This window comes from Maridesulfovibrio frigidus DSM 17176, from assembly GCF_000711735.1.
In the GTDB taxonomy this organism is placed as follows: Bacteria; Desulfobacterota; Desulfovibrionia; order Desulfovibrionales; family Desulfovibrionaceae; genus Maridesulfovibrio; species Maridesulfovibrio frigidus.
This window is the reverse complement of record NZ_JONL01000006.1, coordinates 108124-122249: the sequence shown is the minus strand read 5'-3', so window position 1 is coordinate 122249 and position 14126 is coordinate 108124. Positions and strand designations below refer to the sequence as shown.

General features: G+C 43.6%; 15 protein-coding genes. 5 read left to right on the top strand and 10 right to left on the bottom strand.

All coding sequences use genetic code 11. The features are described 5' to 3' along the window. Positions 1-6 precede the first annotated feature (6 nt). The 10 genes from lnt to BR06_RS0112590 form a co-directional block, all read right to left on the bottom strand. Complete coding sequence (gene lnt / locus BR06_RS0112635; RefSeq protein ID WP_031483602.1) at positions 7-1536, bottom strand: apolipoprotein N-acyltransferase; 1530 nt, start codon at positions 1534-1536, stop codon at positions 7-9. Next, positions 1537-2355: a hemolysin family protein gene (locus BR06_RS0112630; RefSeq protein ID WP_031483599.1), complete on the bottom strand. Its 819-nt coding sequence runs from the start codon at positions 2353-2355 to the stop codon at positions 1537-1539. 120 nt (positions 2356-2475) lie between these two features. Further along, positions 2476-3516: a PilZ domain-containing protein gene (locus BR06_RS0112625; protein WP_031483597.1), complete on the bottom strand. Its 1041-nt coding sequence runs from the start codon at positions 3514-3516 to the stop codon at positions 2476-2478. A gap of 117 nt (positions 3517-3633) precedes the next feature. After that, positions 3634-5517 carry a tRNA uridine-5-carboxymethylaminomethyl(34) synthesis enzyme MnmG gene (mnmG, locus tag BR06_RS0112620; protein ID WP_031483595.1) on the bottom strand — a complete coding sequence of 628 codons (1884 nt, stop codon included), beginning with the start codon at positions 5515-5517 and terminating at the stop codon, positions 3634-3636. 33 nt (positions 5518-5550) lie between these two features. Beyond that, positions 5551-6771: a M20 family metallo-hydrolase gene (locus tag BR06_RS0112615; protein ID WP_031483593.1), complete on the bottom strand. Its 1221-nt coding sequence runs from the start codon at positions 6769-6771 to the stop codon at positions 5551-5553. A 205-nt stretch (positions 6772-6976) separates the two neighbouring features. Then, a complete protein-coding gene (locus BR06_RS0112610; protein ID WP_031483591.1) occupies positions 6977-7267 on the bottom strand; it encodes a PxxKW family cysteine-rich protein in 291 nt (96 codons plus the stop codon). A gap of 142 nt (positions 7268-7409) precedes the next feature. Continuing rightward, positions 7410-8735: an amidohydrolase family protein gene (locus BR06_RS0112605; protein WP_031483590.1), complete on the bottom strand. Its 1326-nt coding sequence runs from the start codon at positions 8733-8735 to the stop codon at positions 7410-7412. An 18-nt stretch (positions 8736-8753) separates the two neighbouring features. Next, positions 8754-9503, bottom strand: coding sequence for an S-methyl-5'-thioadenosine phosphorylase (gene mtnP, locus BR06_RS0112600; RefSeq protein WP_031483588.1), 750 nt, complete (start codon positions 9501-9503; stop codon positions 8754-8756). Positions 9504-9604: 101 nt separating this feature from the next. Continuing rightward, positions 9605-10117: an adenine phosphoribosyltransferase gene (locus tag BR06_RS0112595; RefSeq protein WP_031483586.1), complete on the bottom strand. Its 513-nt coding sequence runs from the start codon at positions 10115-10117 to the stop codon at positions 9605-9607. A 165-nt stretch (positions 10118-10282) separates the two neighbouring features. After that, complete coding sequence (locus BR06_RS0112590; RefSeq protein WP_031483585.1) at positions 10283-11593, bottom strand: NCS2 family permease; 1311 nt, start codon at positions 11591-11593, stop codon at positions 10283-10285. A gap of 170 nt (positions 11594-11763) precedes the next feature. Between BR06_RS0112590 and rsmA the strand changes: the two genes are divergently transcribed. The 5 genes from rsmA to BR06_RS0112565 all read left to right on the top strand — a co-directional run bounded on the left by rsmA (position 11764) and on the right by BR06_RS0112565 (position 14082). Beyond that, positions 11764-12555: a 16S rRNA (adenine(1518)-N(6)/adenine(1519)-N(6))-dimethyltransferase RsmA gene (rsmA, locus tag BR06_RS0112585; protein WP_031483583.1), complete on the top strand. Its 792-nt coding sequence runs from the start codon at positions 11764-11766 to the stop codon at positions 12553-12555. A gap of 251 nt (positions 12556-12806) precedes the next feature. Next, complete coding sequence (locus BR06_RS0112580; protein WP_031483581.1) at positions 12807-13079, top strand: HU family DNA-binding protein; 273 nt, start codon at positions 12807-12809, stop codon at positions 13077-13079. A 15-nt stretch (positions 13080-13094) separates the two neighbouring features. After that, positions 13095-13271 (top strand): hypothetical protein, encoded by a 177-nt coding sequence (locus BR06_RS20540; RefSeq protein WP_169738244.1) that lies wholly within the window; start codon positions 13095-13097, stop codon positions 13269-13271. A 163-nt stretch (positions 13272-13434) separates the two neighbouring features. After that, positions 13435-13635 (top strand): 30S ribosomal protein S21, encoded by a 201-nt coding sequence (gene rpsU / locus BR06_RS0112570; RefSeq protein ID WP_015336888.1) that lies wholly within the window; start codon positions 13435-13437, stop codon positions 13633-13635. 3 nt (positions 13636-13638) lie between these two features. After that, a complete protein-coding gene (locus BR06_RS0112565) occupies positions 13639-14082 on the top strand; it encodes a GatB/YqeY domain-containing protein (protein WP_031483577.1) in 444 nt (147 codons plus the stop codon). Positions 14083-14126: the final 44 nt, after the last annotated feature.

Here is a 14126-nt window from a genome sequence, read left to right as displayed (position 1 = left end):
GTCCTTTTACTGGTTTCTTTTACCGCGGGATACAATGGTGCTGATTGCTATCCAAATGGAGAACAATAAAGTTAAAACAAGCGGACCATATGTAACAAACCCATAGTTGGAGCTAAAGAAAGTTTTACCGGAGAGAAGTTTCGGCTTTACCAAAATTGCCGCGTCAACAAATAGCTCTGTTGAGTCTGTTATTTTTCCGAGAGGGTCAATACAGGCGGAAATTCCGGTATTAGTATCTCTGATCAAGTAACGTCCTTGTTCCACTGCCCTGAGGGCTACCAGTCCAAGGTGCTGGTATGGCGCTGATGTCTTTCCGTACCATGCATCATTGCTTATATTAATCAGGATATTTGCACCATTGGCAACACGCTCTTGAGCCAGTTCCGGGAAGATTCCTTCATAGCAGATGAGTATCCCCATAGCAAGGTTTGCGCTCTGAATCGGGCTGGCGTCTGTGCCGGGAATAAAGTTTCCAACCCCTTGCACAAGCTTGCCAATTGGAAGGTATTCTTCGAATGGAACGTATTCGCCGAAGGGAACCAGATGCGATTTATCGTACCATTCGAGAGTTGTTTTCGCGGGATCAATGAGGATGGCTCTATTATACGATGAGTACGTTCTCGTCTTGGGATTAAGGACATAACCCGGAGCTCCAGTCAAAAGAGGTATTCCAGAGTCTTTGCAAAAGTTAAACAGAGCGACTCTAAGTCCGCTGGGGTTTTGAATTTGAAATGGAATAGCTGTTTCAGGCCAGAGAATTAAATCGGCCTTGCCTGGTAAACTTTTGCTAAGCTTGATATATTTTTTAAGCGTTGAAACCTGAAATTTAGAATCCCATTTTTGAGCTTGATCAATATTTCCCTGAACAATCCCAATAGTTGCATTCCCTGTAATTTTAAGTGTCGAGAAATTTTCAGGCTCAGTTCTTAGAGCGCCGAGGCATAGAAGTATAACTATTACTGACAAGGTCCAAACTTTAGAAAAATTGGAAGTTTTCCATGTGAGCACGCCTGTTGTGATTGAAACCAATAGGCCCGACAGTCCGTATGCCCCCAAAAATGCGGCTCCCTGAATTGATTCAGGCCAGTATGCAAATGCGGAAGAAAAAGTCATCCACGGGAATCCAGTGAAGAAATATCCTTGCGCAAGCTCCATGGTTGCCCATAGTGCTCCGCTGAAAATGCAGAGCATAAAAGGATGCAGTCTGCGGGCGGCAATACTGAGAATAAATGTGTATATTCCGTAGTAAGCTCCCACTGCCAGCGCCATTAAGACGGGGCATGGGACTGCTAAAATCCACGAAATACCGCCGTATACTCCGATAGGATATGCAAGCCAGTATAAGCATGCAAGGCTGGAAAATGTTCCAACTATCCAGCCTCGTTTAAAAGCTTTGCGTGGGGATCCTGCGGAAAAAGCTATAAGGCCCAGAACTAGTGGAAATCCAAGCGCAGCTAAGGGGAGGTGCAGCAGTGGGTTAGCATAACCTATTCCTGCACAGACTGTCGCAACTGCAATCAAAATGGCTAAGTGCATTTAGCGGCCTTTTGGAGGTTCAACGAGGATGGATGTAATTTGCTTCGCATCACTTTCATGTACTGTGAATTTGTATCCTGAAACACTGATGAATTCGCCTATGTGCGGTATTCTTCCTGTTAATTCTGATACATACCCACCGATTGAATCCACATGTTCGGAATCGAGTGTTATGTCAAATTTTTCAGCAACTTCGTTTAAAGGAACTCTGCTCGAAATCAGAAAATGACCGTTCTCAAGTTCTTCGAAATCGGAAGGACGGTCTGCATCATGTTCATCTGATATTTCACCGACAATCTCTTCCAGAATATCTTCCATGGTGATCATGCCGGAAGTCCCGCCATATTCATCAAGTAAAATAGCCATGTGAATTCTGCCGGACTGAAATTCTTTTAGCAGGCTTTTAATTTTAATGTTTTCAGAAACGACAAAAGGTTCTCTCATTACGGATTCAAGGGATCCGGAAGGATTGCCTTCTAAAAGAGGAGCTATAAGATCTTTAGCGTGAACAACTCCGATAATATTATCTTTGGAGTCTTTATATACCGGGATACGCGAATGCCCGTGCTCGATTATTTGTTCGGCAATTTCTGCTAATCCCCCATCAATTTCTGCTCCGATAATATCGGTTCTGGGGATCATTATCTCACTTGCGGTCGTATCTTTGAGTTCTAGAACATTTAGCAGCATCGAGACAACTTCACTTTTTATTTCGCCGTCTTCGCGAGCTTCAAGTATGTGTTCTTCGAGAGGTGAGTCTGCTTTTCGAAAGATATTAATTAATTTGGCCCACAATCGGCCCTCAGAGCCATCGTCCAAGTGAATTCTCCTGTTTGAGGTTGTAAAAAACTCTATGTTTGTGAGTATTATAAATGCATTTGAAACTATAAGTAATTATTATGTGGGGTTTATGTCAACAATCATCTGCAATTATTGCAATTATTCTGACCCTTCCCGGTAAAGCTCTAAATGGAGATTGTATGACCAGTCGTCCATTTCTGCACTGCCTTTGTTTTTTAACGTAACCCATTTAGGCTTATTGGAGTTTTCGTCAAACCCAATAAATTGGTTTTCAAATGAAAGCCCAATTTGCGCTTTTCCTTGCGCTGGATCAAGAAAAAAGCGCCTTATACGGGTTGTGAAAATATAACGTATAATTCCTTTATTACCAGTGTCTACAAGACTTAACAGCAGAATAAATGCCTGCCCTTTGGCTAGGCTTAAGTGTGCCGCCCGTTTTGAACTCAGATGTGTCATTTCGAGGGAAACTCCACCTCCCGAGACATCTTGAAGGGTAACTCTGGAGTCTTTTCCACCCATAAATCCTGGCGAATATTCTCCATTTGTAGATATGAATTTTAGTGCGGCCTTCATGCCTTGAGTTGAATCAGGGATAATGTTGGCGTAATCATAAAATCTGGATGGAGGAGAAACACGTAAAAACTCTCGCTTTTGAGTTTGCTCAAGGTAATTAGGGAAATCCAGATGGAGGTATGTGTAAGAAGATCCTTTGGATGAAAGGTCATTTATGGTGCCGACAAAATGATAAAAAATTACTAAACCAGACTGTTTGGTGGGGACTTGGAAATATCCATCAATTTCACGCCCTATCCAAGATTTTCCTATGCCATCTCTTGAGGGCAATTCTAAAATAATCTCTTTGTTAAGGTCGGAAATGGAGCAGGGTATAGTTTTTCTTTTCTCAGATTTTGAATGAAAGCTAATTTCTACTTTGGACCGGTAAACTAAGGCTGTTTCGAAAACTTTTGATATTTTGGCCTGTCCAATCATCCAGTTTGGAGGGGTGGGATTAAGTTTTTTTTTGAGTTCTTGATTATTATACCAGAGGACGGCACCAGCTATAACCGCCATGCAAAAGCCCATAACCAAAAGCATATTAATAGTTTGCTGAGGGAGTCCCGTTTCACCGAAACCTCTAAGAACTTTATATAAATAAGCTTGATCTACTGCGGCTTGCATTTGGAGCCTTCTTATTAAAAGTATTTAGAATCTTTGAATAGTTATAGTAAAGTAACTTTTTTTTTATCTTTTGGAAAGAAATAGCTTAAAATGTTTAACAGTGAAAGTTAGCTGGTTTTAGATTGCGCCAATTTTTTTTAAATGAATTTCAATTGATGAAATCGCTGCGGGGGTTATTCCGGAAATTCGGCTTGCCTGTCCGAGCGTTAATGGGCGCACTTCTGTAAGTTTTTCAACACCTTCTCTTGTGAGGCCTGAAACTTCGGCATAGTCCACATCGCTTGGAATTTTTACTGATTCTTTTTTGCGAAATTTATCTACAAGCTCCTGCTGGCGCACAAGGTACCCTTCGTATTTAACTTGTGTTTCCGCTTCAAGAAGAATTTCATCGGAAAATGTATCAATGTCTGACCAAAGACCTTTCATATCGTTAATGGTCAGTTCCGGCTGGCGCAGTAGTGTTGCGAGCGGGACTGATTTACCCGGTGCGGTGCCACCTATCTCTTTTATTATTTTGCAAGTGGCGGCGTCAGGTTTGATGCGGGTTGAATTTAACCCCTTGATGACGGAGTCTAGGCCGGTCTTTTTCTCGCTGTACATTTCCCACTGATCATCGCCCACAAGGCCAAGTTCTCTCCCTATGGCTGTGAGACGTTGGTCTGCGTTACCCTCTCTAAGTAAAAGTCTGTATTCCGCGCGGGAAGTGAACATTCGGTAAGGCTCTTGGGTTCCTTTTGTTACGAGGTCATCAACGAGCACGGCAATGTAGGCTTGGTCGCGAGACAGTACGAATGGTGGACGCCCTGTGATCGAGCAGTACGTATTGATTGCGGCCCATAGCCCTTGCGCTGCTGCTTCTTCATATCCAGAAGTACCGTTGATCTGTCCTGCCAGAAAAAGTCCGGGCAGCGCTTTTGTTTCCAAGGTCGGCAGTAACTGCGTAGGTGGAACAAAATCATATTCGATAGCGTAACCCGGTCTAACTATCTGGGCATCTTCGAGACCGATAATCGAATTGATCATAAGCTTCTGAACATCCAGCGGCAGGCTTGTGGGAATTCCGCTAGGGTAAACCTCGGGACTTTCAAGTCCTTCCGGTTCTAGAAATATTTGATGCCGTCCTTTTTCAGGGAATCTGGCAACTTTGTCTTCAATAGACGGACAGTAGCGTGCGCCTGTTCCCTTAATTACACCCGTGAACATTGGAGATCTTTCGAATCCAGTGCGGATAGCTTCGTGAGTTTTATCGTTGGTGTAGGTAATGTGGCAGGGAACCTGCGGTAGCATGATTTTGTCAGTGCGGAAGCTGAAAGGTTTAGGCGGATTATCGCCAAACTGAGCTTCAAGCTGATCGTAATCGATGGAATCTTTTAGCAGGCGCGGGGTTGTTCCAGTTTTTAGTCTACCTAGAGTCAGCCCTATTTTTGCAAGTGAAGCGGACATTCCGACTGATGCCGGATCGCCCATTCTACCGCCGCTGAAATTTTCCAGCCCGATGTGAATAAGTCCCTGCAAGAAAGTCCCAGTGGTAAGGAGCACTGTTTTCGATTTAAATTCTTCACCGATGATAGTTTTTACACCGGCGGCTCTTCCGTCCTCGACAATTAAAGATTCAGCAGTGTCCTGCTTTACCCAAAGATTTTCCTGCGCAAAAATATCTTTCTGAACCGCGCGCATGTATTCATTACGATCCATCTGTGCGCGGCTGGCACGTACTGCCGGACCTTTGCGCGTGTTAAGGGTGCGGAACTGAATTCCGGCCTTATCGGACCATAGCCCCATATATCCACCAAGCGCGTCAATTTCTTTGACCATGTGTCCTTTTGCAAGTCCGCCTATGGCTGGGTTGCAGGACAGATGGCCTATTCTATCGACATTAATAGTTAGTAGCAGAGTTTTCAGGCCGAGGGTGGCAGCTGCCATGGCGGCTTCACATCCTGCGTGTCCTGCTCCTGCAACTATGAGGTCGTAGACTGGTGGTGGGGGCTGTTTTCTAATCATTTTTATAATCGTGGTTCGTGTTGCTTAGAGCAATTAAAAGGGGAGAAGTGCCATAACTTTAGCATCGCCGAGGGTGTTAGCTATGGACCCTTTCTCGTTAGTCTGGTGCGCCTGACCGAGAAGAGTTGCCCATACAACTGCCTTATAACCGCGCTCGCGCAAATGTGCTGCAACTGTTCCGCCGCCGATACCGCCGGGGGTTGCGTCAATGCCGTAAATTTCTTTAATGGCGAAAAGAGTTTTTTCAACAATTTCTGATTTAACAGGAGTTGCCGGGGCTGCCTGATTTTTGGTGTCTACTTCAACTTTAATTTCAACACCGTACTCTTCGGCTACATAGAGTGCCATTCCTTTGACCTGATCAACAACATCTTTCAAATCGTAATTAGGGAGCACACGGCAGTCGATGTAAAAAACATCTTTGCCCGGCAGAGTATTAATATTCTCTACGTTGGCTTCTTTTTTGGTAGGAACAAAAGTTGAGTAAGGTGGAGAGAACAGTTCGTCTTCTTCGTCAAAATGAAATTGAAGTTCTGAAATTTCTACAATCATGGCTGAAGCGGCAACCAGTGAATTCACACCTTCGTCAGGAGTTGACGCATGGCACTGCTTCCCTTCAACGGTTACTTTAAGCCAGATTGTGCTTTTTTCGGCAATTTCGACCATGCTGGAATCAGCTTCGCCGAAGTCAGGAACAAGGAAAAGGTCTTTCTTTTTGAAAAGATCTTCATGCTCTTTCAGCATATATTCCAGTCCGTATTCGCTACCTGTTTCTTCATCGGAAACAAAGATCAGTCCGATATTACATCCGGGAGTCACGCCAGTTTCTTTTAACGCTCTCGTAGCAATCACGGAGCTGACAAGACCCTGATGGTTATCTTCGACTCCACGTCCGTAGATAGCGTCGCCGTCCTGAACTAAAGTAAAGGGATCATTAGACCACAAAGTGAGGTCACCAACTGGAACTACATCCATGTGGGATATTATCCAGAGAGTCTGCGCTGTATCTTGTCCGGGTAGAACCGTAACAAGATTTGGTCTGTAGCCACATTCTACTCTATCATCCGGTGCGTTGTAAGACTTAACTTCCCCGAAACCGTGTTCTTTCAGGTATGCGGTAAGGAAGTCCGCTTTATCCTTTTCTCCGGTCCCGTTATTGGTTGGGCCAATCGCTGGGATTGCTACCAATTTCGTGTGGAGCTCAAGGGCGGCATCTTTCAATTCATCGATTTTAGATAGAATCTGACCTGGCATTGTTCTCTCCGTTCTGGACGTAAAAAGTCGGTGTTCTTATAAAAGCAAAAAAGTCCGGATAGAAATTATACGGACATACTAATAAAAAGAGCCGGAACTAGTCCGGCTCCCTTAATGCACAAAGATACCTTTGAAAAACAGTATAAACCGTTTTTCAGGTAAGTAAGATTAACGACTTGCCTAGAAAGGCAGTGCGAGCTGTTTATTAACGGCCGCGTGCTGCACGCTTGGAAGCTTTCAGCGGGTTAACCTTGACTTTACCTTCTTTATCTACTCCAGCGCGAGCGTGAGTAGCGAAGTTACATACGCCTTTAGCCCATTTTACTGCTGGCTGTGCGTAGCTAGGACAGTAAGTTTTGCTTTCAACTTCGATTGCACGTTCACAACCTTCACATTTGTCAATGACAGGTTCCATGATAGTTCCCTTGAAAGACAATCCTTCAGCAGTCATTTCAGCACCGTCAAGTGCGTGTATTTTTGCATTCTTTTTAGCCATGTAGCGCCTCCTGTTTGGCAAGTCGCTTGCGTACAAGCGTATTTATCTAATATTTATCTTGAAAAGCACATTTCCCTATGCAATCTTTCCCTATATTGTCAAGGGAAAAACTGCCCGAAAAGTTTTAAATCCAGCACCTATTTTACTTATGAAGCCTCTTTAACGCCCATTTTACGGCCTTTTCAGCTTCAAATGATATTGTTTCAATATCTGCAGTAAAATGTTTACCGTCTTGATAAAGAACCTTTCCATCGCAAATTGTAAGCTTCACATCCTGTGCGCCGACGCAGTATACAACGTGAGAAAGGGGGTTGTATACAGGTTTTAAATGCACCTTGTTCATATCAATGGCGATGATGTCCGCTCGCATCCCTGAACTGATAGATCCAGTGTCATTTAACCCTAAAAATTTAGCACCGTTAACCGTTGCTAGATCCAGTGCTTGCTGCGCTGGAATTACTGTCGGGTCCTGTTGAATTCCCTTTTGCAATAGCGCCGCTGTCCGCATCTCTTCAAACATGTTCAAATCATTATTACTGGCAGCCCCGTCTGTACCGAGGCCGACACATATGCCAGCGTCAAGCAATTTAGTCAAAGGGCAGATGCCCGATCCTAATTTGAGATTGCTTTGCGGGTTATGCGAAGTCATTGCTCCCGCAGCACGTATCTGGTCGATCTCAGCATCAGTAACGTCCACACAATGATGTATCCTCGTGCGTGCTGTTAATAGACCTGTATCGCGCAGAAGTTCAAGTGGTCTTTTGCCGAATTTCTCTAAAGTTAGTTTTGTTTCGGCAACAGATTCAGCGCAGTGAATCTGCCAGAGCACATCAAGTTTTTCAGCAAGCTCCATGCTTTCAGCAAGTTGATCAGGGTTTGTAGTGAAAACTGCGTGGGGAGTTACGGATGAATTTATACGGTCATGAGAAGAATATTTGTTATGTAAATCTTCTATTACCTCCCATGCCTCTTGCGCTGTTTTAAAGAATGGAGAGGGGAATTCGAAAAATCCTTCTCCTAAAACAGCTTTAAGGCCACATTCATCCACCGCCTTGCCTACGAAATCCTCATGCATGTACCCGTCAAAGAAAGCTGTAGTACCGCCTGCTATCATCTCCGCACAGCCTAATTGCGCCCCGAGTTCGACTAATTCTCTGCTCAGCCCTCCCTCGATGGGGAAGATATAGTCATGTAGCCATGTCAGAAGCGGCAGGTCGTCCGCTACGCCTCGCATAAGCGTCATTGGAACATGGGTGTGCGAATTGATCATTCCGGGCATTAGAATCGATTTTTCAGCGTCCAGCGTTTCTGCTGCCGCCCAATCTTTGCTAATCTCTGCCTTCGAGCCAACATCGGAAATAGTGTTACCGGTAACAGCAATTGCACCGTCGTCAATAACTCGTCGATTCTCATCCTGCGTAATAACGCTGGAACCGTATATGATGAGGTCGCATTTCTGTGCTGACATGTAGGTTTACCTGCGGAGCTAGCTTAACTGTTCAATTGTTTTGACCAGCATTGAAGTAACTTTTTCAGCATTTTCCTGAAATATTTTGAGAATGTCATCCCATGTTACTGGCTCTTCATCCGTTTTCCAGCAATCGTAGTCTGTGGACATCGCCACGGCTGCGTATGGAATTCCGGCTTCGTTAGCTAAAGCTGCTTCAGGAGCGGTACTCATGTTGATGATATCTGCGCCCCATGCACGAAACATATGGGATTCTGCGCGAGTTGAGAAACGTGGTCCCTCGATGGTGACAACGGTTCCTTTGTCGTGTGTTCTGATGCCAAGCTCGGCACATGATGTCATCATCTTTTCGCGCAAAAAATTATCAAACGGGTCAGCCATTGGAGTATGTGCAGGAGCATGCGGCTCGAAAGTTTCATGAAATGTGAGGGCGCGATTACGGGTAAAATCGATGAACTGATCGATGATAACAAGGTGGCCGCGGTCAATTTCTTCTCTAAGAGATCCTACTGCTGTTGTAGCAAGAATGTAGTCACAACCTAAATCTTTGAGGGCCTGAATATTTGCTCGGTTATTTACGAAAGTAGGTGGAATGGTGTGTTCTCTGCCGTGTCGGCCTATGATGTGAACTTCTGCTCCTGCGATTGTACCTGATTTGATGGGTGAGCTTGGTTCGCCCCATTTATTTGTAACTTTGGTATCTTTCGCATTCTTGATAATGTCAGGATTGTCCAGTCCACTGCCGCCGATTATGCCTATTACTGCCATTTTATTCGTATCCTGTTTCGCAAAACTGAAATTATAATTAAAAAGAAAAATCTCCTTTTTGCCGCGTTGGAAGCAAAAAGGAGATTTTGTTAGAACTAATTTTAAAGCTTGAGAAGGTGACTGTTCGGAATACCGTTCAGTTTGCTTTGCCCGTCGAGGAATCCTAGTTCAGTGAGGAATCCTATTCCGGAGACTATTCCGCCGGCTTTTTCAACTAGCTTGATCATACCTTGCGCTGTTCCGCCAGTGGCTAGAACATCGTCGATGAGTAGAACGTCTTCGCCTGCACTGACAGCATCAACATGCATGCTCAGGCTATCTGAACCGTACTCAAGGTCGTAACTTACGGAAATGGTATCGTATGGCAGTTTGCCTGGCTTACGGATGGGCACAAAGCCGATTCCGAGTTTATATGCCAGCGGTGCGCCGAAGATAAATCCTCTAGCTTCTGCTGCAGCAATTTTGTCAGCTTTATAGTCGCTGAATTTTTCAGCCATCATATCGATAGTGTACTGAAATGCTTTCGGATCTGCTAAAAGCGGTGTGATGTCAAAATATACGATACCTTCTTTAGGAAAATTAGGTACATCGCGAATGTATTCCCTCAAATTCATGAACTTCCTCCGTCCTATGCAAATTGATATTTATTAGAATTGGACTAGATGCTTTCACCGCAGTTGTCAAAGACCGAGATAAATCACTGTGTAATATAGTACGCATAAAAAGCTTAGTTTAAGCTGTCGGTCCGGTTAAAGCGTTGGTTCTTATATTTAAAAACGCTAGTGCGGACATGTTATAAAAAATACGACAGATAGAATGCATAGCACCCATATCCCCAGAGAGATTTCTTTAGTTTTTCCAGTAACTATTTTCATGAATGGATAGGCTATGAACCCTGCAGTCATCCCTGTTCCAAGATTGTAGGTAAAGCTCATTAGAGTAATAACTAAAAATGCTGGAACAAGTTCACTGATATCGTCAACGATGAGATCCTTGCACGGTGCGATCATCAGCATCCCAACTATTATTAGACTCGGGCCGTAAGCACATGGCGGGATTGTGGTGAGAATAGGTTCCAGAAAAAGTGCTGCGAGGAAAAGCATGGCCGTTGTTACGGAGGTAAGTCCTGTTCTGCCTCCCGCTTCAATCCCTGTAGCGGATTCTACAAATACTCCAGTTGTGGTGGTTCCGAGGAGTGACGCTAAAACGGTAGTCACTGCATCTACCAGTAGAGGTTTTTCGATTTCGGGCAAATCTCCGTTCTCATCAAGCAATCCTGCGCGATATGAAACGGCATACAAAGTTCCCATCGTATCTAAAAAATCAAGGATAAACACAGTAAGGATCACTGATATGAATCCCCATGTGAATGATCCAGTAATATCAAGTTGTAAAAAGGTCGGTTCCAATGAAGGGGGCATACTGATGAATTCTGTCGGAGGGCTAGCTATTCCCAAAAAGAAAGCTGTGACTGTTGTCGCGGTAATACCTATAATAATAGCTCCACTGACTTTTCGAGCCATGAGCAGGGCTATGAGAAAAAAACATCCGATGGCAAGCAAAGTTGATGTGCTTGATAAATTTCCTAGGTGGGTTGGCGCTCCAGGGACTCCTAATACAACAATTCCAGTGGTGTTTAGGCCAATGAATGTAAGAAAAAGACCTATCCCTACCACGAAAGCATTTTTCAAATTTTTAGGGATTGCTGATATCATCCATGTTCGAATACCTGTGGTGGTGAAAATAACAAAAAGCATACCGCCTATAAAAATAGCACCTATGGCTGTCTGCCAACTGTAGCCCATCACTTTTACAACCGTGAACGCAATAAAGGCGTTTTCGCCCATGTAGGGGGCAACAGCGAAGGGACGCTTTGCATATAAACCCATTGCCATTGTTCCGAAGAATGCGCTGATGATTGTAGCGACCATGCTCGGTCCAAATGGGATCCCGGCAGCCTCAAGAATTTTAGGATTAACCACAATGATATAAGCCATCGTTGTAAATGTGGTCATCCCGGCAATTATTTCCCGGCTTATGGTTGAACCGTGTTGTTTAATTTGAAAATAGTTGTCGATAAAGTTCTTCATAGTTTCTCCGCGAGCGAGTGAAGTTCGAATTGGTTACTTATAACATTTTGAGCCTATTTAATACAAGCGGCTTGTTTTTAGCTAATCATTAAGCTTGCGAAATGTGGTTGCGTAAAGCTAAAGTGATTTTTTAGAAAAATCAGAAGTAATTATTTTTAAATGGAGTTTTTGTGCAAGTCAGACATAAGGCGAAGAAGAGTTTAGGTCAGAACTTTTTACAAGATGATAATATAGCACGTAAAATTGTTGATAGTCTTAAGATAAGTGAAAAGGATTCTGTTATTGAAATAGGTCCCGGACAGGGGGCTTTGACTAAACATATATTGGAAGCTGGTCCTAAAAAGCTAATGCTGATTGAGATGGATAGGAATCTTGCTCCTGCGCTTGAGAAAGAATATCCGGCAGCAGAAGTGATTCAGCAGGATGCCCTGAAATTTATATGGGAAGATCTAGATCCTGAAAAAAATTGGAAGATTATCGGCAACCTGCCATATAACGTTGCTTCTAAGCTCATGTGGGACATTGCTGCGAAGAGTCCCGCTGTAAATTGCGTGTTCATGGTTCAGCACGAAGTTGGTCTTAGAATTACTGCTGACCAGGGTTCAAAAAAGTACGGCGGCATCAGCGCATGGATTAAAAGTTACTGTGAGACGCAATATCTTTTTAAAGTTCCACCGACCGTTTTTAAGCCAAAACCGAAAGTAGACTCGGCAGTAATAAAATTTTATTCACTGCCGAATAATGAAAAACCCAGTGATCCTGAGGGTCTTGCAGGTCTGATAAAATACTGTTTTCAGTATAGGCGCAAGCAGTTAGGTAAGATACTGAAATCATTCGTTTCTGATTCTTTGTTGCAGTGGATGGAGGAAGAGGGTATTTCGCTCAAAGATCGCCCAGAAGCCTTGTCGCCTGTACAGTTTCAGGGATTATATAATTGCATTAAAAATGATTTTCCCTCTTGACTTGTAGGCGAAAATTTTGTTTTAGATTTTCATCAAGGTTCGACAGTGCAAATTTTCCCCTAAGTTCTAAACTGTTTTGGGGGTGGGGGATTTGTGATGTTTGAATTTGATTAGCAGTAGCAATTCTTGTTACGTAAGTAATGCTCTGCAGATAAATTAGAACCAAACTCTCGCATTTATGTGAGGTCAATGGCAGACACAGATTAGTGTGTCGCAATAATTAATTTCCCGTTTTAAGGAGGAAGGAACTGATGACAAAGGCTGAACTAGTAGTAAAAATCGCTGAGAAAGCAGGTATGACCAAAGCTGACTCAGAGCGTTGCCTCAACTATTTTCTTGATACAGTTGAAGAAACTCTTGTAAGCGAAGGTAAACTGACTCTTACAGGTTTCGGAACTTTCCAGGTTGATGAAAGAAAAGAACGTGTTGGTCGCAATCCTCGCACTGGCGATGAGATCAAGATTCCAGCATGTAAAGTTGTTAAATTTCGCCCAGGCAAGCTTCTTAAAGACGCTGTAAAATAATAAAGGAGATTAACGATGTTACATGGTGAAACCGTTCAAAGCCCTCTTCCTATGGACCTTCCTTGGTGGCAGCCTGATCACGTAATTTTCTTCGGCGTTCTTTATGCCGTTATAGCCGTCCTTGGCGCAGGTCTTGTATACTGCGCATTTAAAGCTTGGATGGATTCAAAAGATCAGGCTACAGAATATTAGTCTTTATTTGATTTAGATTTTTTTATGTTCAGCACCTGAATTCAGGTGCTGAACATTTTTTGTTGTAGTAATGCTTGACTTTATTGCTATAATGGATGTACAAAACTTCTCTTCCGCAACGGTCTTTACGGTGCGAGATTTAAGCAAAGGGGGGTGATTTTACATGCCAGGTGTATACCTCGAAGATTCAGACAATTTTGAAATAGCTCTTCGCCGTTTTAAAAAACAGGTCGAAAAAGCTGGAGTTCTTTCCGAACTCAAAAAACGTCAGCACTACGAAAAACCTAGCGTACAGCGCAAGAAGAAAAAAGCTGCAGCACGCAAAAGGTTGATCAAAAAAATGCGCAAAATGTCAATGGGTTAATATATGAGTCTCATTGAACAAGTTGATACAGATTACATCGCGGCCTACAAGGCCAAGGACGATGTTAAAAAGTCTGTCTTGAGGCATCTCAAGACGGCTATAAAAAATCGCATGGTCGACAGCGGTGGTGAAATCACCGATGAAGACGTACTTGATCTTGTTGCAAAACAGATCAAACAGCGCAAGGACGCCATTGAACAGTATGAAAGTGCTGGACGACCTGAGCTGGCCGAGAAAGAGGCTATAGAAATAAAGGCTCTTTCAGGATACATGCCGCCAGAGCTTTCCACTGGAGAACTCGAAGCAGCTGTAGACAAGGCAATTGCCGATCTCGGTGCATCTTCAATTCAGGATATGGGCAAAGTGATGCAAGCCATCATGGCCGTTCATAAAGGACAAGTAGACGGTAAAGCTTTAAGTAGCCTTGTACGTTCTCGTCTTGCCTGATCTCGATCAGCTTTAGCTAGTATTAAACGGCAGGCCCCGGAGTT